At 46.8% G+C, this 22260-nt stretch carries 23 protein-coding genes; 14 read left to right on the forward strand and 9 right to left on the reverse strand.

The features are described 5' to 3' along the window. The first annotated feature begins 12 nt into the window (after positions 1 to 12). Positions 13 to 213, forward strand: a complete 201-nt coding sequence (locus J2W69_RS13630; RefSeq protein WP_310279427.1) for a hypothetical protein — start codon at positions 13 to 15, stop codon at positions 211 to 213. On the opposite strand, the gene J2W69_RS13635 is transcribed toward J2W69_RS13630, so the two are convergent. Beyond that, the gene (locus J2W69_RS13635; protein ID WP_310279429.1) at positions 146 to 895 is read right to left on the reverse strand and encodes a substrate-binding periplasmic protein; all 750 of its coding nucleotides are present in this window, start codon (positions 893 to 895) and stop codon (positions 146 to 148) included. The two genes, J2W69_RS13630 and J2W69_RS13635, sit on opposite strands and share 68 nt — an antisense overlap. A 77-nt stretch (positions 896 to 972) precedes the next feature. On the opposite strand from J2W69_RS13635, the gene J2W69_RS13640 reads away from it, so the two are divergent. From J2W69_RS13640 to J2W69_RS13650, 3 genes are all read left to right on the forward strand, one after another. Then, a complete protein-coding gene (locus J2W69_RS13640) occupies positions 973 to 1233 on the forward strand; it encodes a GNAT family N-acetyltransferase (protein WP_310279431.1) in 261 nt (86 codons plus the stop codon). 153 nt (positions 1234 to 1386) lie between these two features. Further along, positions 1387 to 1926: a glycine zipper 2TM domain-containing protein gene (locus J2W69_RS13645; protein WP_310279433.1), complete on the forward strand. Its 540-nt coding sequence runs from the start codon at positions 1387 to 1389 to the stop codon at positions 1924 to 1926. 147 nt (positions 1927 to 2073) lie between these two features. Then, positions 2074 to 3534: a diguanylate cyclase gene (locus J2W69_RS13650; RefSeq protein WP_310279435.1), complete on the forward strand. Its 1461-nt coding sequence runs from the start codon at positions 2074 to 2076 to the stop codon at positions 3532 to 3534. On the opposite strand, the gene J2W69_RS13655 is transcribed toward J2W69_RS13650, so the two are convergent. Beyond that, positions 3518 to 3946: an Lrp/AsnC family transcriptional regulator gene (locus J2W69_RS13655; RefSeq protein ID WP_310279437.1), complete on the reverse strand. Its 429-nt coding sequence runs from the start codon at positions 3944 to 3946 to the stop codon at positions 3518 to 3520. The genes J2W69_RS13650 and J2W69_RS13655 overlap by 17 nt on opposite strands. A gap of 127 nt (positions 3947 to 4073) precedes the next feature. Between J2W69_RS13655 and yjeH the strand changes: the two genes are divergently transcribed. Further along, positions 4074 to 5345 (forward strand): L-methionine/branched-chain amino acid transporter, encoded by a 1272-nt coding sequence (gene yjeH, locus J2W69_RS13660; protein ID WP_310279439.1) that lies wholly within the window; start codon positions 4074 to 4076, stop codon positions 5343 to 5345. Here yjeH and J2W69_RS20650 read toward each other — a convergent pair. Both J2W69_RS20650 and J2W69_RS13665 read right to left on the reverse strand, forming a co-directional pair. Next, the gene (locus J2W69_RS20650; RefSeq protein ID WP_405047888.1) at positions 5302 to 5637 is read right to left on the reverse strand and encodes a YceK/YidQ family lipoprotein; all 336 of its coding nucleotides are present in this window, start codon (positions 5635 to 5637) and stop codon (positions 5302 to 5304) included. The genes yjeH and J2W69_RS20650 overlap by 44 nt on opposite strands. Before the next feature lie 6 nt (positions 5638 to 5643). After that, complete coding sequence (locus J2W69_RS13665; protein ID WP_310279441.1) at positions 5644 to 6072, reverse strand: cupin domain-containing protein; 429 nt, start codon at positions 6070 to 6072, stop codon at positions 5644 to 5646. Between the two features lie 178 nt (positions 6073 to 6250). Between J2W69_RS13665 and J2W69_RS13670 the strand changes: the two genes are divergently transcribed. From J2W69_RS13670 to J2W69_RS13695, 6 genes are all read left to right on the forward strand, one after another. Next, positions 6251 to 6634, forward strand: coding sequence for a DUF1294 domain-containing protein (locus tag J2W69_RS13670; protein WP_310279442.1), 384 nt, complete (start codon positions 6251 to 6253; stop codon positions 6632 to 6634). Positions 6635 to 6754: 120 nt separating this feature from the next. Further along, positions 6755 to 7924 carry a dipeptidase gene (locus tag J2W69_RS13675; RefSeq protein WP_310279443.1) on the forward strand — a complete coding sequence of 390 codons (1170 nt, stop codon included), beginning with the start codon at positions 6755 to 6757 and terminating at the stop codon, positions 7922 to 7924. Between the two features lie 25 nt (positions 7925 to 7949). Continuing rightward, positions 7950 to 11270 (forward strand): MHYT domain-containing protein, encoded by a 3321-nt coding sequence (locus J2W69_RS13680; protein WP_310279445.1) that lies wholly within the window; start codon positions 7950 to 7952, stop codon positions 11268 to 11270. Then, positions 11270 to 12250, forward strand: coding sequence for a response regulator (locus J2W69_RS13685; RefSeq protein ID WP_310279447.1), 981 nt, complete (start codon positions 11270 to 11272; stop codon positions 12248 to 12250). Before J2W69_RS13680 ends, J2W69_RS13685 begins: the two co-directional genes overlap by 1 nt. 116 nt (positions 12251 to 12366) lie before the next feature. Further along, complete coding sequence (locus J2W69_RS13690) at positions 12367 to 14283, forward strand: S9 family peptidase (RefSeq protein ID WP_310279449.1); 1917 nt, start codon at positions 12367 to 12369, stop codon at positions 14281 to 14283. 64 nt (positions 14284 to 14347) lie between these two features. Next, entirely contained in the window at positions 14348 to 14887 is a 540-nt protein-coding gene (locus J2W69_RS13695; RefSeq protein ID WP_310279451.1) for a hypothetical protein, read from the forward strand. Positions 14888 to 14925: 38 nt separating this feature from the next. Here J2W69_RS13695 and J2W69_RS13700 read toward each other — a convergent pair whose 3' ends face one another. The 5 genes from J2W69_RS13700 to J2W69_RS13720 form a co-directional block, all read right to left on the reverse strand. Beyond that, positions 14926 to 15492 carry a hypothetical protein gene (locus tag J2W69_RS13700; RefSeq protein WP_310279453.1) on the reverse strand — a complete coding sequence of 189 codons (567 nt, stop codon included), beginning with the start codon at positions 15490 to 15492 and terminating at the stop codon, positions 14926 to 14928. Between the two features lie 124 nt (positions 15493 to 15616). Then, a complete protein-coding gene (locus J2W69_RS13705; protein ID WP_310279455.1) occupies positions 15617 to 15904 on the reverse strand; it encodes a cell division protein ZapA in 288 nt (95 codons plus the stop codon). A gap of 2 nt (positions 15905 to 15906) precedes the next feature. Beyond that, the gene (locus tag J2W69_RS13710; RefSeq protein WP_310279457.1) at positions 15907 to 16155 is read right to left on the reverse strand and encodes a hypothetical protein; all 249 of its coding nucleotides are present in this window, start codon (positions 16153 to 16155) and stop codon (positions 15907 to 15909) included. A 152-nt stretch (positions 16156 to 16307) separates the two neighbouring features. Further along, the gene (locus J2W69_RS13715; protein WP_310279459.1) at positions 16308 to 18923 is read right to left on the reverse strand and encodes a TonB-dependent receptor plug domain-containing protein; all 2616 of its coding nucleotides are present in this window, start codon (positions 18921 to 18923) and stop codon (positions 16308 to 16310) included. Positions 18924 to 19482: 559 nt separating this feature from the next. Next, the gene (locus tag J2W69_RS13720) at positions 19483 to 19674 is read right to left on the reverse strand and encodes an alternative ribosome-rescue factor A (protein WP_310279460.1); all 192 of its coding nucleotides are present in this window, start codon (positions 19672 to 19674) and stop codon (positions 19483 to 19485) included. A 211-nt stretch (positions 19675 to 19885) separates the two neighbouring features. Between J2W69_RS13720 and J2W69_RS13725 the strand changes: the two genes are divergently transcribed. From J2W69_RS13725 to J2W69_RS13735, 3 genes are all read left to right on the forward strand, one after another. Further along, a complete protein-coding gene (locus J2W69_RS13725; protein WP_310279462.1) occupies positions 19886 to 20434 on the forward strand; it encodes a porin family protein in 549 nt (182 codons plus the stop codon). Positions 20435 to 20613: 179 nt separating this feature from the next. Then, a complete protein-coding gene (locus J2W69_RS13730; RefSeq protein ID WP_310279464.1) occupies positions 20614 to 21267 on the forward strand; it encodes a DsbA family oxidoreductase in 654 nt (217 codons plus the stop codon). Between the two features lie 33 nt (positions 21268 to 21300). Continuing rightward, positions 21301 to 22236: a M14 family metallopeptidase gene (locus J2W69_RS13735; RefSeq protein WP_310279466.1), complete on the forward strand. Its 936-nt coding sequence runs from the start codon at positions 21301 to 21303 to the stop codon at positions 22234 to 22236. The last annotated feature ends 24 nt before the right edge of the window (positions 22237 to 22260 follow it).

A 22260-nucleotide genomic window follows, 5' to 3' on the forward strand; every position in this document is an offset into this window, starting at 1 on the left:
AGAAGTGACATCATGAGTTCAAGCAAAGCGTTAAAAAAGAAAATCAGTAAAAGAGCCAAACAAAAGAAAAACATTCTGGTGAAAAACTCTATCCGGCTAAAACAAAAAGCGGAAGAAGCTCAGACTGAAAACACTGAGGCCGATGTTACTCAGGTTGAGGCAACTGAAGCTCCTGATTCACCTCTGAAAAATACTTCAGCTGCAACTGAGTAAAAATAGGTTCTTGCTGCACCTCAGCCAGAGCCTTATCAAATTTTTTACTCAATTGTGCATTTTTAAAAGCCGCACTGTATAAACTGGGCTGAAACACTGGTGCTAAATCAAAAGGCTGCATACTGTGGCCTGCCAATTTGGCATAGTAATAAAATATGTTTCTGTCCATCACCACTACGTCACAACGTTCCAGCAATAACATTTGCAGTTGTTGGCTCTGATTTGCCACTTCCTGATAATTCAACACCAGAGGCACCAGTTGCTGATAGTCAGGGCCTAACAAAATGCGGGCATTGTGAAAAGCCACCACAGAATAGGGTTGTAGTTGCTCTAAGGTACGCAACTGCAAACTTTTGGACGACAGGCTGGCGGCGACATTCTGATAACGAATATAAGGCTGCGAATAAAATAGCTGTTTCTGCTCAGGATCAGGCCTTTGCAGAGTTGCTATGTCCCCCCGTCCTGCCAGCATTAAATCTTTAATCCTGGCATTGGGCACATGCAAAAAAACGGCGTCGTAGCCCATTTTTTTGCTCAACAAACGTAATAAATCCAGCTCATACCCTGAACTGTCGTTTAAGTCGATATAAGGGGGTTTATCCAGGCCAACCAGAATGGTCAGCTCTGTTTTAGCCTGCACTGTTAAACTAAAGACGATACATAAAAACAACAACCATCTCATGCGTTTACCTCTATACCAGCCGTTAGAAAAAGTTTAGTCTGGATCAGATTATCCTTCATCTGCAAAGGCCATTCTGTATGTCAGCATCAGTTGAGATCCAACACCATCCTCAAGAGCATCGCTTTGTTATTCAGTGGGCAAAAGAACAGGCAGAGCTTCTATATAGCCTTGACCCAAACAGCGGGAAAATCAACTTTTACCGCACTTATGTTCCAGAAAATGCCAGAGGACAAGGTTTGGCTAAACAATTGGTGAACGCTGGCCTGAGCTGGGCTAAAAAACAGGGCTATCAGATAGAAGCCAGTTGCTCTTATGTTGTGCCATTTTTAAAGAATTAACACATGTTCCGAAAATATTTGGGGCGACAGCGCACAGACAACCAGGCTGCAGCTTGAAATAACGATTCAGTTTGAGTACAGCTTGACAGGCCTACACTCTTTTCAACTTCATTGCCGCAGGCAATCGAACTTTATAACAAAGAATTGGGGTGTATGATGAACAAGTCTCTTATTGCAGGTTTAGTAGTAGGTGGTATAGCCGTTACTGCTTTAGGCTCTATGGCAGGCTACAGCTATTTAGATAAAAAACCGGATTACGCCGAAGTGGTTGCCAGCAAAGCTGTGTATGAAAGTTACAACGTACCGGTTGAACAATGTACCGATCAGATAGTGCAGCAAAAAGCAGCTGTACAGGATCAACATCAAATCGCAGGAACAGTGTTAGGTGCTGTGGTGGGTGGGGTACTGGGTAACCAGGTTGGCGGTGGTTCAGGTAAAAAAATTGCAACTGTTGCAGGTGCTGCAGCTGGTGGTTATGCCGGTAAACAAGTGCAGAACGACATGCAAAACAAAGATGTGGAAAGTACAACCCGTCGGGTTTGTAAAACAGTGCAGAAAAAAGAACAAAGAATTGTAGGGTACGATGTGACCTATTTGCTGGAAGGCAAAGTGCACAAAACCCGTTTAGATCATGAACCGGCAGAACGACTGCCAGTCAAAGATGGCAAGTTGCTAACAGCAAGCGCCAACTAAGAAAATGCCCCGTTTTGGGGCATTTTTGTTTCTGCAGCTAACCATTTCAAAACCCCTTGTTATATTTTGCAGTTTTCCTTGCGGCTTACCTAAAGCAGACCTATGGTGCTAAAGGAGCATATGCGATAACACAGGGCTGTTCATCTCATGTCAGCAGTAGGTTTTAAGGGTGCTGGTGCTATTCTTTTGCTTTGCCTTTGGCTGGCAAAGGCAGCTGCGTGGGCCGAACCTTTGTTGTCAGCCTCCCAAATGCAGCATCTGAAACAAAAAGGCAAAATCACTTATTGTATAGATCCGGACTGGCTGCCTTTTGAAGCCTTATCTAAACAAGCTAAACATACAGGTATTTCGGCCGAATACATTCGTCTGTTACAAAAGATGCTACCAGTGCCACTGGAGCTCTATCCAACCTCTGACTGGCCAGCTTCATTACAAGCAGCTAAAGACAGACACTGTGATCTGCTCACTCTGGCTATGCCCACTCCATCCCGTCTTGAGTACTTAAACTTCAGCAAAACCTATCTGGACGTTCCTAATGTAGTGGTTACGACCAAAGACAAAGCTTTTATCCGTTCTGTAGCTGATATTCCAGACTCAGCTCCTATAGGGATCAGAGCTGGCTTTGGCACGCTTGAGTTATACCAGCAACGTTACCCGCAATTACAACTGGTGCCTTTTCATAGCTATGAACAAGGGCTAGTACAGGTTCAGGCCGGAAATTTGTACGGTATGCTTGGCAATATGGGCAGTATCAGCTTTAGCCTGCAACAAAACTCCATCACCAACCTGAAAATAGCAGGCCGTTTAGCTGAAGATACGCTGCTGAGTCTGGCATGCCGCAATGATGACCCTGTGCTGCTGGAAATTTTTGATACCTTGCTGGCACAGATCAGTCCGGAACAAAAACAACAGATCAATAATCACTGGCTGGCCATTCGCTACGATCAGGGTTTTGACTACGAATTATTCTGGCAAATGCTGCTGGCTTTTGTATTGCTGATTTCAATCGTCAGCATCAGTTACCTGAAACTAAAAAAACTGAATCAGGCGCTGACAGAAGCCAATATCCGGCTGGAACAGTTAAGTCAGCATGACCCTTTAACGGGCTTGTACAACAGACAATATTTTGAACCCAGGGTACAACAGGCGCTGGCTTTGTGTCAGCGACAACAGTTACCACTCACCTTAGCCATGATGGATTTAGACCACTTTAAACAGATTAACGACAACCTTGGTCACAACTTTGGTGATCAATGCTTAAAAGACTTTGCCACTTTATGCCAAAGCCAGTTTCAGCGTAAAGACGACTTATTGGTGCGTTATGGTGGCGAAGAATTTGTGCTGGTTAGCGTGGGTTGTGACGCAGAGACTATGCAGGAGTTATTGCAGGATTTTTTGCAGCGCCTGGAAGCCCATCAAGTGCAACTGAATAAGCAACAAGGCCACTGCACTGTCAGTATCGGCTGGTACTGCGATATTCCACCTTCTGACATGGATAGCGAAACCCTGGTCGAACTGGCGGATCAGGCTTTGTATCTTGCTAAAGATGCAGGGCGTAACTGCCTGGTTCGATCCAAAGCTGTGGTCTCCTCTAGCCCAGATTGTTAATCCACTCACTCATCACCACATGGGTGCGAATTTTAATCACATCCAGTTCGGCATCCAGCAACTCTCGTATTTCATGCAAGCGTTGCATCGACTCTGTTTTGACATAGACCAGTAAATCCATTTCACCGCTGATGCCATGGCAAGTCACCACCTCAGGAATAGCCCGAAACACATGCATGACATCAGCACAACGACCACACCGATGCTGAATCTCAAAGTAAGCTGACACCGCACTTTTTTGCGACTCAGACAACAGCACCTGATAACCGCGGATCACCCCGCTCTGCTCCAGCCGCTTAATGCGGTCGGACACAGCAGTGCGCGACAAGCTGACTTTCTCCGCCAGAGTAGACACACTTTGCCGCGCATCTTTTTTCAGTTCAGCCAATATACTCAGATCAAATTTATCCATTTTGTGTTGAGCTCCGGCATTTTGCCGCTTTTTTTATCAATACAGCTGCATTTTCACGGCAGAAAACCGCAGTTTGCAGCCAGGGCTTTTATTAGAATATCACCAGCCCTAACCGAAGAGAAAAACTATGTCACAGTATGGAATTGGACGCTGGCAAGGCGCGGCATTAATGGCCACCACCTTACTTGGCACCGGAGTATTTATTCTGCCGCAAATGACAGTCGCAGTAGCAGGTTCATGGGCTTTACTGGCCTGGCTGATACTCACTGTCGCCGTATTGCCGCTGGCTTTTACTTTTGGTTTGCTGGCCAGCCGTTTTCCTCATGCCACAGGGCCTGCCCATTTTGCCGCCTTAGCTTTTGGTGAACTGACAGGCCGTATTCTTGGCCTGATGTTTTTGCTGGTGGTGCCACTTGGCGCCTCCGCTGCATTAATGATTACTTTTGAATTTATTGCGCCTTTGTTACCCCAGGCCCAGCAATGGCGCTTGCCGGTTGAACTGGGTTTGCTTGGGTTATTGTGGTTGCTGAACTACCGGGGTTTACAGCTCTCAGCCCGATTGCAGTTTGGCTTAACTCTGTTGATTATTGCGGTGGTCTTGCTGTTATTACTGGCCTTTGGCCTGCTGCAACCGCAAAACCTGCAACAACCCGCTTTGCCTGACTTTAATGGCAGTGCATTAGCAGCGGCCTGTGCCATCGCCTTTTGGAGCTTTTTAGGCATCGAAGCCATGACGCATCTGGCCCATGATTTCAGAGATGCCAGCAAAGATTTACTACCTGCGCTGATCCGCGGCTGCCTGGTGGTGGGTGCTATTTATCTGGCCTGTAGCTACCTGGTGTTGGTGATGGATTCTGGCCATCCGCTGGCTATGATTGGCGTTTTTAATCAGTTGCTGGGAGGCTATGGCGAACTGGTGCTTGGCGTCTTAGGTTTTTGCAGCGGCATAGCCACAGTGAATGTTTATACCGCCAGTGTGGCGCGTTCTTTGGCCAGCTTTAGCGAACAAGGCATTACTCCCGCTTTTTTTCAGCAGAAAAACCCTTACCAGATGCCACAACGTGCTTTAACTGCCGTTATCGCTGCCATGGCAGGAGTTCTGGTATTAACCTGGTTCAGCGGCCAACAACTGGAAGATTTAATCAGCTGGGTCAACGGCGTTTTTGTAGTGATTTATCTGGTCAGCATGGCAGCAGCTTATAAACTGCTGCCCGCCCCTTATAAAGGCTTGTGTCTGCTGAGTTTAGCTTTGTGCCTGATACTGGCTGTGGCTATAGCAGAACATATGTTGTACGCCCTGCTGCTGATTGCAGTGCTTGGGCCGCTGCTTTATTTGCAACAGCACAAACAACGCCTTAGTTCGCCACCTTCAGTGAGCCCTCCTGGATCTGGCGTGTGACAGTGTAAGGTAAAGCCAGAGTATCAGTGACAGCACAAAGCACAGTGTCAGCAGCCCAAAATGAAAAGTACATCGGTGTGCTATAGCCATTCTTGTTTGGTTCGCCGTAAAGCTGGCAAAAGTTATGGGCAGTCCCACTGTAAATACGTGGAATAGACTGACAGTAACTTTTTTTATTGTTGAAACTGATCGCCACTTTGCCTTTTTCCGGTTCCAGCGTTTGCATGGTGCCGCAGCCAGTTAGAACAGCCAGCAGCGTCAAAAGGCTCACTGTTTTGATAGGTACCCGCATTGATTATCATCCTTCGGTGAATGGGGTTGAGTTCGGCTGCCCTACAGCTCCTGCATAAAAAATCAGCAACAGCACAGGTTCAGTGCCGATATTTTTGCCGCTGTGAGCAGTGTTGACTACTTCAGCTAAAGCATCACCCGCTTTAACCACATTTGTTTTACCATTTTTTAACTTTATTTCCAACTGACCTTGCAGCACAACACCAAAAGAAGGAACCGGGTGTAAATGCCAGCCAGTTTCACCGCCTGGCGCTATTTCAATTCTGACACCGGTAATTTCGGCCTGACCTTGCGGATAGCTTAATGAAACACCGTCCCAGCTTTGGCTGGTCTTTAAAACAGGGGTCACCTTTACAGCAGTATTGGTTTCGATAGCGGATAAAGCGAAGCTAAAAGGCAGCAATACAGCACAGATCCAGCCAATGATTTTGTTCATGGATTATTCCTCTGGGGCAGCTGAAATAAAGTCTAGTTGGAGCAAAGCAGATCTCCAGAAAAAACAGTAACAAAGCAATTCTGGTTCAGCGGTATTTCAGCTAGTATTCTTTAGACTAAGCAAGCTTCATAACGTCTTTGTTCTGAATTTCAATCCAACGCCTCCTAAGGATCAGCTCATGCAACCTGACACCAGCACTTTTCGCTTCAGTTTAAAATTCAGTATCGGCCTTTTTGTGCTGCTGACTTTATGGCTGTTGTATCTGGATTGGCAGCTGTTAGTACCAGGTTGGCTGAAGTATATTTTTGTGCTTATCAATGCTGTGACTTTATTTGGCTATTGGCGGGATAAAAAAGCAGCTGAACAACAAGCCTGGCGTACTCAGGAAAGCAGCTTGCTACTGCTGGGTTTAGTGGGCGGCTGGCCTGCGGCTTTTGTGGCACAGCATTGGTTTCGCCATAAAAACCGTAAAGTCAGCTTTCAATTGTTGTTTTGGCTGACAGTGTTACTGAATACTTCTGCCTTTTACAGCTTGTGGTTATCCGGCTGGTTGCTGCCATAAGGGCAAAAACTGCGACCAGAAACAGAGCTTGCTCTATACCCAAAGTGCAAAGCGCGATAGATTAGGAAAAACCGTTGCAACAGATAACGGTGTCTTTTATCCAGAACTATCGAGGCTTGTATGCGCTTTTCTTTGTTATCCATCAGTTTAGTCGCCGCTTTTGGTCTGCAGGCTCAAACTGCAGACTTTAGCCAACAGGCGAATAAAATCGCCCAAAGCACGCTTATTATCGACACTCATATCGACGTACCTTACCGTTTGCATGACGACTGGGAAGATGTGACTAAAGCCACTAAAAGAGGTGAATTTGATTACCCACGCGCCAAAGCTGGTGGTTTAAATGCGCCTTTTATGTCGATTTACATTCCGTCTTCTTATGAGAAAAAAGGTGGCGGTTATTTGCTGGCCAACCAGCTTATTGACAACATGGAAGCTTTAGTGGGTCGTGCGCCAGATAAATTTGCTATGGCTTACAACAGCGCCGATTTGGCGAAACACTTTAAAGAAGGCAAAATCTCTCTGGCTTTGGGTATGGAAAATGGCACTCCTATCGAAGGCAAACTGGAAAACCTGCAGCACTTTTATGACCGTGGTATCAGGTACATCACTTTGGCTCACTCCGAAAGTAACCATATAGCCGACTCCAGCTACGACTTACGCCGGCAGTGGAAAGGTTTAAGCCCTTTTGGTAAAGAGCTGATCAAGGCGATGAACGAAACAGGTGTGATGGTGGATGTGTCTCATGTGTCAGATGATGCCTTTTATCAGGCTGCAGCTATCAGCAAGGTACCTGTCATTGCTTCCCACTCCTCGTTACGGGCTTTAGTACCGGGTTTTGAACGTAATATGGACGATAAGATGCTCAAAGCGCTGGCCAAAAATGGCGGTGTGCTGCAGATCAACTTCGGTTCTGCGTTTATCGTTAATGCCGCCAATCAATGGGGCCTGCAACGTGACGCGGCTTTTAAAGCTTCAGGTCAGACCGATAAAGACGCATTCAGCCAAAACTATCGCAAAACAAACCCTTATCCATTTGCCTCTTTAGAAAAGGTGCTGGATCATATCGACTATGTGAAAAAACTGGTGGGTATAGACTACGTAGGCATAGGCTCTGATTATGATGGCGTAGGCGATTCTCTGCCAGAACAACTGAAAGATGTGTCGACCTACCCGAATCTGATCCGCGGTTTATTAGAACGTGGCTACACTGAACAAGAGATTGAGAAAATCTTATCCGGTAACACTTTGCGGGTCTGGCGTGCAGTAGAGGACTATGCAGCTAAACACTAACAGCAGGCAGTAAGAGGTAAAAGTAATGGATTGGTTACGTCAGTTGTTTGAACATCCAGCCGATCCATTGCTGTTATCCGGCAGTTACGATCTCAGTTTAGTGCTGTTGTCGTTTTTAATAGCCGTATTTGCTTCTGCCATGGCGATGCAAATCACGGCTCAGGCTATTAGTGTCAGAAAAAACTCCTTACGTTTGTTAATGCTCGGCAGCGGCAGTGTGGCACTGGGCGGTGGCGTCTGGTCTATGCATTTTATTGGTATGCTGGCCTTCACCTTATGCACAGAGGTTAGTTACCACTCTGGCTTAACCCTCTTATCTATGCTGCCCAGCGTAGCGGCGTCCTGGGTTGCTTTGGATCTGATCAGTAAAAAGCGCATCAGTCTGCCCCAGCTGTTGTCAGGTGGAGTACTGATGGGTGCTGGTATTGGCACCATGCACTACAGTGGCATGGCCGCTATGCAAATGTCGGTCGCGTTGCGTTACGACTTGCCGATGTTTTTACTCTCTATTCTGGTTGCTGTGGTGCTTGCCATAGTGGCACTCTGGATCCGTTTTGGCTTAAAACGTTTTAATCTGGCTCCGCAATGGTTAACGCTATTGAGCAGCCTGGTGATGGGTGCTGCTATCAGTGGTATGCATTACACAGGTATGGCGGCCGCCCGTTTTGTTCCTCCGCCCGGTTTTGTCCCTGATAATCAGGCGGGCGAAATGCCACTGGTGCTCGCTATGGGTATTACTTTTACTACCTTAGTGATCAGCAGTTTTGTTGTGGCTATCAACTTGCTGCTGAAATACCGCGAAGTCAGTGCTGTCGCCAAAACCAGTGAAAGCCGTTTACTGGCGATGATGGACACAGCGGTAGATGGCATAGTGACTATTAATGCCAAAGGCCTGATCCAGGGCATGAATAAAGCTGCGGAACAGATTTTCGGCTGGACTCAAGCCGAATTACTGCATAAAAACGTCAATATCCTCACCCCAGCCGCTATTCGCCCTGAACATGATTCTTATCTGACTAACTACCTGACAACTGGCACAGCAAAAATTATTGGTATAGGCCGTGATGTCGAAGCTGTGCATAAAGATGGTCATCCAATACCGGTACGATTAGCTATAGGCCATGCCAAATTACCGGACGAAGATATTTTTGTCGCTTTTATCACGGACATCAGCTTGCGTCTGCAGATGGAGCAAGCGCTGAAAGAAAACGAAGAAAAGTTCCGCTCTTTAATTGGCAATATTCCTGGGGCGGCGTATCGCTGCCTGTATAACAAAAATTGGGATATGGTGTTTATCAGTGATTCCATAGAAAGTATTACCGGCTATCCGGCAGCCGATTTTATGTTGCCGGATGCTAAACGCAGCTGGATGTCTGGTATTCATCCTCAGGATGAACACTTGTTGCAACAACTGGATTTTTTCCAGCAAAGCTTTCAACTGGAATACCGCATTATCCACAAAAGCGGCTCTGTACACTGGGTACTGGAAATGGGACAGGCCGTGCGGGACAAGCAAGGTGAAATCATCTGGGTGGATGGTTTTATTATGGATATCAGCCAACGTAAACAGATGGAAGTCGACCTGCTGGAAGCAAAAAATAAAGCTGAGCAGGCCGCCGAAAGCCGTAGTGCTTTCCTTGCCAATATGAGTCATGAAATTCGTACCCCCATGAACGCCATTATCGGCTTCAGTGATTTGTTGTTAAGTTCGGACTTGTCCGCAGAGCAAAAAAAACATCTGGCGACTATTCATGGTTCGGCTCATTCGTTATTGCATTTACTGAACGATATTCTCGACAGCGCCAAGCTGGAAAAAGGCAAACTGGAACTGGAGTTCAGTGACTTTTCTTTACCTGCTGTACTGGATGCGGTGGTGTCTACTTTATGGATCCAGGCGCGTAAAAAACAACTGGAACTGAAGCTGGAACTGGATCCACAGCTCGGCGAGTTTTATTACGGCGCGCCGGACAGATTACGTCAGGTACTGACCAACCTGATCGGCAATGCGATTAAATTTACTGACAAGGGTTCTGTGCTGGTTCGGGTGACTCCAACAGCAGACCAACAACTGAAGTTCAGTATTCAGGACACCGGCATTGGTATAGCCGCCGACCGTTTAGCCTTAATTTTTGATGCTTTTACTCAGGCAGATGCCTCAATGAGCCGCCGTTTTGGTGGCACAGGCCTGGGTACCACCATCAGCAAACAGTTAGTCGAGCTGATGGGCGGCGAAATCAGCGTCCAAAGTACTGAAGGTGTGGGCAGTTGTTTTGAATTCAGTTTACCGCTCAAAGCAGGTAAAGCCATAGTTGCGGCTCAGCAAGGTTATGTGCCTGCGCTGCCAGCTTTAAAAGTACTGATAGCAGACGATATCCCACAAAACCTTGAACTGCTGAAACTCTTACTGCAACGTGCCGGACATCAGGTAACGGCGGTGACAGATGGCATCGAAGCAGTAAAAGCTGTGCAGCAACAGCCCTTTGATTTGGTGTTGATGGATATTCAAATGCCCAACCTGGATGGCCTGAAAGCCTGCCAGCAAATCCGCTTATGGGAGCAAAACCATCACCACACCACTCTGCCCATCATCGCATTAACCGCCAGTGTGCTGGACGAAGATAAATCCGCAGCCAAAGAAGCTGGCATGCAGGGGTTTGCCAGTAAACCTATAGATTTTGCCGCTTTATGTTTTGAAATAGCTCAGGTGTTGCAGATTGAAGTGCGGGAGCCTTTATCCCGGCAGGCGCCAACTCCTGCCTCAGATCAATTACTGAACCTGCCAAAAGCACTGCTGCTCTGGGGTAATCTGCCGACTTACCTGCCGCAATTGCAGCAATTTTTACAGCAACAACTGCCGCAGTTACAGCGTGCCACCGCAGAACTACAAGCCGAAAACTATCAGTTGGTGCAGCAACAGGCCCATGCCATTAAAGGTGTCAGCGCCAATCTTGGCCTGGATCCTTTGAGCAAAGCCTGCGCCGAGCTGGAACAGGCTAGCCGGCAGCAGCAACAACAAAGAGCCATGGAATTAGTGCAGAAAATTCTGGGCTGCTGGCCTAAATTTGAAGCTGAATATCAAAAACTGCTGGCAGAGCAGCCTCTGGCACAGAAGGCAGAGTCAACACAGCTGGATAATCAGCAACTTAAAACCATGCTCGATAGTTTAAAACAGTCTTTATTACGGCATGAGCTGGACGACCAAGGCATAGAACAATTGTCTCAGTACAGCGGTGAACATCAGCCTGTATTATTGATGTTGCTGGATGCCGTCAACGATTTTGACTTTAACCTGGCGCTGCAACTGCTGGAACAGTTAAAGCAGAAGCTGGCGGAAGGAGAGCTCTGATGACAGACAAACAAAGCCTGTTACTGGTGGATGATGAACCCACCAATTTAAGAGTATTGCGCACTGTATTGCAGGAGCAGTACCGCCTGTTTTTTGCCAAAAGTGGTGAAGAAGCCTTGCAGCTGGTACAAAAAGAGCAACCCGATTTAATACTGCTGGATGTGATGATGCCAGGCCTAACCGGCTTTGATGTCTGCGCCCGTTTAAAAGCCAACCCGGCAACAAGCGCCATCCCGGTGATTTTTGTTACCGCCCTAAAAGATGAAATGGATGAAACCAAAGGTTTTGAAGTTGGAGCCGTGGATTACATCACTAAGCCTATCAGTCCTGCTGTGGTGCGGGCCAGAGTGAAAACCCATTTGTCCTTAGTGCAGGCGCAAGAGCTGAAACAAACCCGGCTGCAGGTGATCCAGCGTTTAGGCCGGGCCGCTGAATACAAAGACAATGAAACCGGCTTACATGTGATGCGTATGAGCCATTACTCTCAGGTGCTGGCTTTAGCTTATGGCTTTAGCGAACAAAAGGCCGAAGACTTGCTGCATGCAGCCCCCATGCACGACATAGGTAAAATTGGCATTGCCGACAGTATCTTACTTAAACCCGGAAAACTGACGAGCGACGAATACACCGAGATGCAAAAACACCCGCTGATAGGTGCCGAGATTATCGGCGATTGTGAATCTGATTTATTAAAAATGGCCAAAGCTGTGGCTTTGTACCACCACGAAAAATGGGACGGTACTGGTTACCCTTTTGGCCTGAGTGGCGAACAAATACCGGTTGAAGCCCGCATTGTCGCCTTGTCCGATGTATTTGATGCTTTAACCAGCGCCAGGCCTTACAAACAGGCCTGGAGCATTGAAGATACACTGCAACATATCCGCCAGCAAAAAGGCCGGCATTTTGAACCCAAACTGGTTGATTTATTAGATGAAAATCTGCAACAAATCCTTGTAATCAGACAGCGCTGGGCTGAATAGCAAAACTTGAGTCTGAGGCTCTGATGCCGTAGATTGAATAGGGCCCACCGAACTTCTGACCTACAGGCAGTAAAGGCAGAGTCAGGCTCCGATTCGACAATTCACAAGGATTTGGTATGAAGCACACTCCACTTTGTATAGCGGCATTGGTCAGTGTATTGCTGCTCAGTGCCTGCGATAAAACACCTAAAACCGACATTGTAGCGGCAGAAACTGCGGTTGAGGCCAAAGCCATTCCTGGCTATAGCCCAACTCAGTTTTATGCCACTAAGTCTTATCTGGGTAATGATATTAACCACAAAGCCGATGCGCTGTTAGTGTCGTCTGATGAGACTGGTGTATTTAACCTGTACAAAGTCAGTCTGGACGGTAAAACCTGGACGCCACTGACCCATTCAACGACTGAATCCATTTTACCTGTGGGCTGGTTTCCACAGGATGACCGCGTGCTTTACCGTGCCGATCAGGGCGGTAACGAGCTGCATCATTTGTACGTGCGTGAGCTGGATGGCTCAGTCAAAGACTTAACCCCGGGCGATAAACACAAAGCTGAGTTTGTTGGCTGGACAGACGACAACCAATTCTGGGTGATGAGTAACGAACGGGATCCGAAGTTTTTTGACCTGTACAGCTACAACAGCACAGACTATCAGCGTATTTTGGTCTATCAGAACAATGAAGGTTATGACATTGGCGCTTTAAGTGATAATGGCCGCTATATCGCCTTATCGAAAGAGCGCACCAATGCCGACAACAACCTGTATTTGGTTGATTTGCAAAGCGCTGACAAAACACCACTACATATCACGCCGCATCAGGGCAATGTATCGCATGGCATCTATGGTTTTAGCCGTGATAATAATCAGCTGATTTTTGGCAGTGATGAAAAATCTGAGTTCAGCGAAGCCTTTGCCTACAACATCGATGAAAAAGCACTAAAACCTTACAGCAAAGCCGACTGGGACATTATGTACATTGGTTTTAGCAAAGATAATAAATACAAAGTAGAAGCGGTCAACGCTGATGCATCGACTAAAATCAGCATCACAGACCAAAGCACAGGCAAAGCCCTGCAACTGCCTGAATTACCTGCAGGTGATTTACGGGATGTCACTTTCTCGGATGACAGCCAGTACCTGAGCTTTTACGTCAACGCCGACAACAGCCCTTCTAATTTATTTGTCTGGAAACTGTCAGAACCCAAAGCAGAACGTTTAACTCAGGCACTGGATAAAGCCATAGACGAAAGCGTACTGGTGAAAAGTGAAGTAGTGCGTTACCCAAGCTTTGACGACCTGGCCATACCTGCGCTGCTGTATAAGCCTAAACAAGCCAGCAACAGTACTAAAGTTCCTGCTCTGATTTGGATCCATGGTGGTCCTGGTGGTCAGTCGCGCACAGGCTACAGCCCCGTTATTCAGCATCTGGTTAATCAGGGTTATGCCGTGTTATCGGTCAATAACAGAGGTTCCAGCGGTTATGGCAAAACCTTTTTCCACCTGGATGATTTAAAACACGGCGAGGATGATTTGCAGGACATAGTGTACGCTAAAAAATACCTGCAATCGCTGGACTGGGTAGCGGCAGACCGCATTGGCGTCATGGGTGGCAGTTACGGTGGTTATCTGACAATGGCAGCTATGGCGTTTACTGACGAGTTTAAAGTCGGCATTAATATCTTTGGCGTGACCAACTGGGTTCGCACTTTAGAAAGTATTCCACCCTGGTGGGAGTCTTTCCGTGAGTCCTTGTACGCAGAACTGGGCAACCCGGCGGTCGATGGTGAACGTTTGCGCCGTATCTCTCCTGTATTCCATGGCGACAAAGTGAAAAAGCCAGTCCTGGTGGTGCAAGGAGCCAATGATCCGCGGGTACTGCAGGTAGAAAGTGATGAAATGGTTGCAGCTATCCGTGCTCAGAATGTACCGGTCGAATATGTGTTATTCCCGGATGAAGGCCATGGTTTTATGAAAAAGGAAAACCGTATTAAGGCGCAAGAGGCTTATTTAGCCTTTTTGCAAAAATACCTGTAGCATTCGAAACAACAGGGAGCAGATAAAAGCGCTGCTCCCATTGATGATAAATAATTTGAGTCCTATGAAAACCAACTTCAGCTTTGTTTTGATCAGTAGCATGTTATTGACCGCCTGTGCCATACCGCGTTACACCGAGCGGTTGCAGCAACCTATGCCTTTGCCTGAAGGCGAATGGACAGTCAGCCAAAGCAATCCAAAAGAGATGGAGAATGTCACAGAGATGCGCTGGCAGTCTGTTGATTCAGAAAACTATGTGCAAAGTTTTGTGTTTGAACAACAACCCAACAGCGACCTGATGAAAACCAAAACCATTGATGATCAACAAGGCCAGCGTAATTGCGACGAGTTATTTGACAGTCAGATTTTAAGCGAAGAGCCGGTCAATGGTTACCCTGCTTTGGTCTGGGTGTCAGAATGTAAAAGCAAAAGCGGCGCTTATTCCAAAATTCTGCATAAATCCATAGCGGGCAAAGAGTCGCTCTATGTATTTAACAAGGTATGGCGCAGCTTACCTTTGCAAACCGAATGGGATTTATGGCTGGATTACACCAACCAAATCCATATTTGTGATATCAACAGCAAAAACCAGCCTTGTAAGTAAGTCGGGGCAGAGTCCAGGACTCTGACCTTACTTTTAGACTAACGACGCGCAGCCAACACTTCCGGGAAATCTGAAAACGCTTTTTTCGTCACTGCACTGGCGCGATTTTCATAGGTCGTTGAAGCCTCAAAAAATGCACGATGGATCAATTCCGACACAGCTTCACCGCCCAGATACAAATGGGTTTTAGTGTGTGTGTCCTGATGACGCCATAAGTTCTGATCGGATTTGGCAGAAACTAATTTAAATTCCAACTCCACTACAGACTCTGCGGCAATAATAGCCGAGGCGTCTTTGCTCCAACGCTGAATATCCACATAAAGCACAGCATCCACATCAGTTAATGCCGGTACTTCGGTCAGTTGCCGCTGTGCTGCATCAACCACCACAAAACCATGGTCTGCCACTACATTCGGCACTTCTTTAGCAAAAGCCTGAACCAGCTCAACAGGCACAGCCTCACCACCATGCACCACAATCATCACTTTTTGCGGTGCTTCTTTATAAAGCTGCACATATTTTTGCTGGTCGTCAGCATTTGAACTGCAGGCGCTCAAGGCTACAACTGCAACGGCGGCAGTCAGCAAAGCTTTAAATTGCATCATAACTTCGTTCCTTTAGAGTTAATCAAATTTTATTGCCACCGACCACGAGCTGGTATGCATACTATTATTCAGTTTGCCAAAGTCGGCTGAACCAAAACTTAACGGTTAAATAAAAGTTAAATAGTTAGCTGTTAGCTTCTATTAATGCCGTCAACTTCGCCAACCGCTGTTTTGTTTCATCAACGGCAGGATTTTGCTGAGTAACCAGTTGCTGGCCCAGGCTTAAAGCCGCCAGTACTATACTTTGTTCCATCGACAGATGACCGGCACCTTGCCTTACCTGAGCGATTTTAGTGTTCAGCAGCCGCGCCGCTTCCTGCAGTTCGGCTTGTTCCTTTACAAGGCAGCGTAGCCAGTACTCACGACCGGCTATCACTACTTTCTGTTCGACCACCAAAGGCTGCTTTAACATCTTCAGGCTGACAATTGTTGTTCAAATAACTGGGTCAGTTGCTGCAATTTCTGCTGCGCCCTTTGTTTCTGATCGTCAGATTCCATGGCGTGTAACTGCAGGGTTTCCAGCTGATCTGTACTTTTTTTCAGTTCCTGCTGCAACTGCTGCTCTCGTTGATCCAGTTGTTGTACCTGGGCGGTGAGCTGTTGGTTTTGTGAAATTAATTTCTGAATTAACTGTTCTAACTTGCTGAATTCGGCGTCAAACATAAAATTCCCTTAATGCATTAGTGGGTTGAAGATGGAGTGGATAAATACGCAGCACAAAGAGTAAAGCCGAAGAGTTGAACCACAACTGAATGCCCTGTGCATACAATGAAAAAGGGCTGCATAATACAGCCCTTAACGTTTTACGCAATGATTTAGAACTGATAGCTGGCGCTAAGCGTCCAGGTCCGGCCTTTATGGTTATACAAACTGGTATCAAAATAATCGCCGCCGGCAGCAGGATCAAAAGGCGGGTCTCTGTCTGTTAAGTTACCTGCAGATAACGCCAGCTCCGTATTGGCTATCCCAAGATAGCTGACCTGAGCATCCAGTTGGGTATAGCTGGCTACTTTGGCTTGCAAACCGGGGTTGCTGCTTTGAGTTGCTATTTTTTGCTCGTAACTGCTGCTGTAACTGCTGATCAGACTGCTACGCCAATCCGCCACTGACCAGTTCAGACTGGTACTGTTTTTCCACTGCGGCAAAGCGCCAAACTGGTTAGTACCTGCACCATTAATTTCAGCCTGACCTGCCACTAAAGCTTGTTTGTAGCTGATTAAACGTGACCAGACCGATTTAAAGGCCAGCGACTGACCTGCAGCCAAGTCCCATCTGTAATTAAAATCAACGTCAATACCAGAGGTAGTTCTGCTGCCCTGATTGTTGTATTGATTACTGACAATCTGCAAACGGCCCTGTGCATCCCGTTTAATACGGTCGGTATACTCAGCAGGATTGTTAACAATAAACTGAGCATTATCGACACCAATGATCTGATCCTGTTCAATCCGGAACCAGTCCACACCTACACTGCCTTGCTGAGTAAAAGACCAAATTACCCCAGTGTTTAAGTTTTTCGAGCGCTCTGGCTGCAACTCAGGGTTACCGGTGCGAAGCTGAGTAAAACCACGGCGCACACCGGGTTCAATCGGATCATTGGGGTCAATCACAGCGCCATAACTGATGGTGTTGCTGTTGGCTATTTCAGGCAAAGACGGCGCACGGAAGCCTTTCGACCAGGACGCCCGTACCAGCCAGTCTTCGGCCAGCACATAATGCACGCCCACTTTAGGTGAAAAGGCACTGCCAAAGTCGTCGTAGTGATCTGAACGGCCAGCCAGACTGGCGGTTAAATCCTGTAACAGCGGAACACTGAATTCAACAAAAGCCGCTTTAATTTCACGTTCACCTTTCACCAGATTAATAGCAGGACGCAGCTCGGTGCCGGACAAGACTTCAGGCGAAGTACCAGCATCCATTTTTTCGCGGCGTAAATCCACACCAGCGGCAAAGGCCAGCGGACCATGCTCAAGTTCTGCTAACACTGTGCTGGCACTGGCATTGATGGAGCTTAAATGATAAGTACCGGGACGACGGGTTTGCAGCCGTAATTCATCCAACACTTCAGCGGAATTTTCACGGCCATCAAAACGGTAACTGCCTTGCTGCAACGCCTGCTCAAAGGCAAAACGATCAACGAAGTTATCCACATATTCACGCTGATGACTGCTCGATTGCAGAGCATTGAACTGTAAGTCCCATTCATCACCCTGATAACGTAAGCCAGCCAGCACTCGGCTGAAGATTTGTTTGTTTTCTTTTAACCGTGGGCCTAAATCGAACAGCGTGTATTCAAAAGGCAAAGCGGCATTGGTTGAATTATCCGGATGCCCTGCAGGTAAAGCCACTGTGATATCGGTTAAAGTGCTGTTGGCTGGATCATAAGCCCGTAAACCCGGCCCTACTGTTAAAGGCGAGCCAAAAATCATTGCCGAATCGTTGTAGCTGTAAAGCACTTCAGTGGTGGCTTGCAGCTTATCCGACACCTGATAGGTGCCTTGCAAAGAGGCCTGACGACGGGTCACTTCAGGCTGTAAAGTATTAAAAGGCTGAGTATTAAAAGCACAAACTTCACCGGCACGACCTGGTGTGAAGTCTGTCCATGGGCGTTTTACAGCACCTGCAGGGCAATTTTCAAAAGCTGCAGGAGCAGAAGGGTTTTGTAAGCTGTTAGCTCCCTGACTGCTCCAGCCGGATAACTTACCACCTGGCAAATGGCGGAAATCGCCGCTGCTGAGTAAATCCCTGTCGCTGGCATCCAGTCGCTCCCGGTCAAACCAATCCAGAGTTAAACTCAGGTTGTAACCGTCCTGGTTTAAATCACCTGTGCCCGTGACTAAACCCAAAGCCCGCTGCTCTAAACCACCCTGAGTAGCAGCGCCGGTAGAAGCTTTCAGCTCTGTCTCCTGCACGTTCTTTTTCAGAATAATATTAACCACTCCAGCTATGGCGTCGGAGCCGTAGACAGAAGAAGCTCCGTCTTTTAACACTTCAATTCGCGCCACTGCGCTTAACGGCAAGGCATTTAAATCAACAAAAGTATCCTGAGTATTCAGCGCAAAACCATAGTTAGACACACGCTGGCCATTCACCAGCACCAGAGTGTTTTTTGGGCTTAAACCACGTAAACCGATAGAGGCCGAACCTGCAGAGAAGCTACCTGTGTATTGTTCGTCAAAGCTATTGCCAGAGTTCACTGTTAAGTCACGCAATACGTCAGTTAAGGTGACTTTGCCACTGGCTTTAATATCTTCAGCCGTCACTTGCAACAAAGGAGTGGCATTTTCCTGCTGTACTCTTTTAATCAATGAACCTGTGATCTGAATACGTTCCACTTTGCTTTCATCCGCCAGTGCAGGAGTAAAAGCGGAGATAGCCAGAGCCAGCAGGCTAAGCTTAGGCGCAAAGCCAGAAGGGGTTGTTTTTAACATAAGGACCTCAAATTTGGATAAAGCTGTGCCAGAGCGGATTAAACGCCTGACCAGACCCAATAATTTTTATAAAAAAACTGTATGACGCGGTTAAACCGCAGCGCTTAATGCGACTGACAAGCAGCGACAGAAGCGAAAAAGACTTAGCAGCACATCAAAGGACGAGCTGAGAAATGAGGCATTCGACAACAACGCAGCAGTGCGGTGGCAAGCACAACAGCAAAAGCAGCACAGAAGCGATGTGAACTGGTGAACATAGGATTTTACCCTTACAACAAAAACCGGCATCCAGCGGACTGATTTGCCTGAATTACAGCTAAATAATGAACCTGACTGTCATACTTCTACTTTGGATCTGTGAAGTGCAGAACAGCAAGTTAAAATACAACCACAAACGTTTAGACGTCCAGATGGTTGCGCGCATTCTACTGAAGTTTGGGCGGGATACAAAGTTATTTTTCCTGATCTTTTATTCCGTATGGTTATATTAAATTCAATTAAACTTGTTTATGGTTTTAAAAAACACGATAAGCGGGAAAAAGAAGCGGAAATAACAGGATTAAAAAGCAGAAACAACAAGGGCAGAGTGATCACACTTCTGCCCTTGTTTAAACTTCTGGCGGCTGTAAGAGCCTTTGCCTTTTTTCGCTTTCACCACTTGCATCTGAAACAACTTACTGGTGACTAAAGCTTTGAGTGCATTATCCCGGATCTCGCCGCGGCCATGCTCAGCCGTTGGTTTTTTTGCCATCAAGGCCTCCTGCTTACTGTGTTATAACCATCATTCGGGTCAGAGTGACATCAAACCCTGCGCGAATTTTACTCTGCTCTGCCTTATTTGTTAATCACAAATTTCGTTAATCTCATATTCACAATTATTAACATAAGCTGCCCCAGTCCTATTAAGGACATCAGTCAGGCCTTAGGGCCAAACTGCTCTTTCAGATTATTTAAGGAAAAATATGTTAAACAAAATCGCAGTAGCCATGATGGCTTTAGGTTGTTCAGCCGCAGTGTTTTCAGCTCAGGCAGAGCAACCTTATTATTTTGGTGCTCAGTACAGTCAACAAAGTGTGGATGATGTGTCCTGGGACTTTGGTGTGTTATCTGCGGTCGCTGGTTATCAGTTAAATGACGTATTCGCCATTGAAGGCCGTTTTGGTTTAGGTATACAGGATGAAGAATATTCAAGCGCACTTACCTCTGCAAAAGTAGGAGTCGATCACAGCTATTCAGTGCTGGGTAAAGCATCCTGGCCTGTGCTGGAAACCCTGTCTGTGTATGGCATGGCTGGTTTTAATAAAACCAAATACGATTTTAAAGTCAATGATGGCGACACTTTGCGCGATAGTCACAGTGAAGACGGTCTGATTTACGGCGCTGGCGCGGAATTGCGTTTTACGCCTAATCTGAGCTTCACCTTTGAATACGCTGTTTTGCCCAAAGTAGGTGATGATGAAGATAACCTGGATGTGGACAGCATCAGCGCAGGTATCAATTACCGCTTTTAATTCAACCTATGCTGCAGCCTGAAAACTGACTTCGTTTAGACCAGCCGGGACTTATAATCCCGTCTGGTATTTCCAGCTCCACATCTCCTTTCTCAATGACAATGCCTTTACTGCTCTTGATATTTATCAGCCACGTAACCAGATCAAACGAACTATCTTTAGTGATTTCAGGATCCGCAATGAAAAACCTGCATATAGATTTAGTGTCCGACATTGCTTGCCCCTGGTGTGCCATAGGGTATGCCCGGTTGCAACAAGCCATGGACAGCATCAAAGAGAAAGTCGACGTCAGCATTCAATGGCGTGCTTTTGAATTAAACCCGGACCCAAAGCTGGTTCCAGAGCCAATTTTGCCAGCCTTAAGTAAAAAATATGGCCGCAGTGAAGACGAAATGCGTGCATCACAACAGTCGATGATGCAAGTTGCAGCTGACTTAGGTCTTAATTTTGACAAAATGCAGCAACGCTTTACCTGCAATACCTTTGACGCTCACAGGTTAGTGAAATGGGCAGCGGCTTTTAATAAACAAAGTTTGCTGAAACAAGCTTTGTTTGAAGCCTACTTTGGTTTTGCAGAAGATGTGTCAAATACTGAAGTTCTGCAAAAGTGTGCGGATAAAGCCGGACTTAACGCAGACGAAGCATTAAAAGTGCTGCAATCACAGCAGTTTGTTGACGAAGTACGTGCCGAAGAAGCCCAGTACCAACAAGCGGGTATCAGTTCAGTGCCAGCTTTTGTGATCAACCAGCGTTATCTGATATCAGGTGCTCAGGACCCGGCAACTTTAGCCGCAAGTCTGCTGCAAATTGCCGACGAAATGACCACTGAATAACAACAAATTCATATAAAACAAAAAAGGTGCGGTATGACCACCCCAAACAAAGACTTTATTTATCACATAGGTACTGTAGGCACGCCTTGGGGCGAGGCTGAAAAAAAGCAGTGGTTAAGTGAACAGCAGATCAAACGTAGCTATGCAGATGAAGTAGTTGCACCACTTCGTAAGTATCTGCCTGATACGGCTGAACTGGTGAGCTATGGTGCTTTGGACTACCGTAGTTTTGATTTACCTCTGTATCCGCTTTTTGCTGTGCGCAGCAAAAACTGGCAAGCCGATCAACCCATAGTGCTGGTGACTGGCGGTGTGCATGGTTATGAAACCAGTGGTGTGCAAGGAGCTTTGCAATTTATTAAAGAAGAATTCAGCCGTTACAGCGAACAGGTGAATCTGCTGGTGTTGCCCTGCATCAGCCCCTGGGGTTATGAAAGCATCAACCGCTGGAATCCAAAAGCAGTAGATCCAAACCGCTCCTTTGGCGCTGAAAGTCAGTCGGATGAGGCTACTCTTGCGATGAATTTTGTGCGTCAACATGCCGGAGAAATCTTAGTCCATACCGATTTGCATGAAACCACAGACTCAGACAACAGCGAATTCCGTCCGGCTAAAGCAGCACGGGATGGCAACGTCAATCACAACTGGAATATCCCTGATGGGTTTTATCTGGTGGGTGATACAGATAAACCAGAAGCTGGTTTTCAGCGCGCTATTATCGAAGCGGTACAAAAAGTCACTCATATAGCTGAAGCTGATGAAAATGGCTGTCTGATAGGTGAAAAACTCGCACAGTTTGGGGTAGTGAATTACCCGAAACGCTCTTTAGGGCTTTGTGGCGGTATGACAGATGCCAAATTTGTCACTACCACTGAGGTTTATCCGGACAGCCCTAAAGCCAGCCCGGAGCAATGTAATGCCGCTCAGGTAGCCGTCATTTGTGCAGCTGTGGATTACGCTTTAGGTTGAGCGAAACAATCAGGGGCAGAGTAT

The organism is Rheinheimera soli, assembly GCF_031457405.1.
Taxonomy (GTDB): domain Bacteria; phylum Pseudomonadota; class Gammaproteobacteria; order Enterobacterales; family Alteromonadaceae; genus Pararheinheimera; species Pararheinheimera soli_A.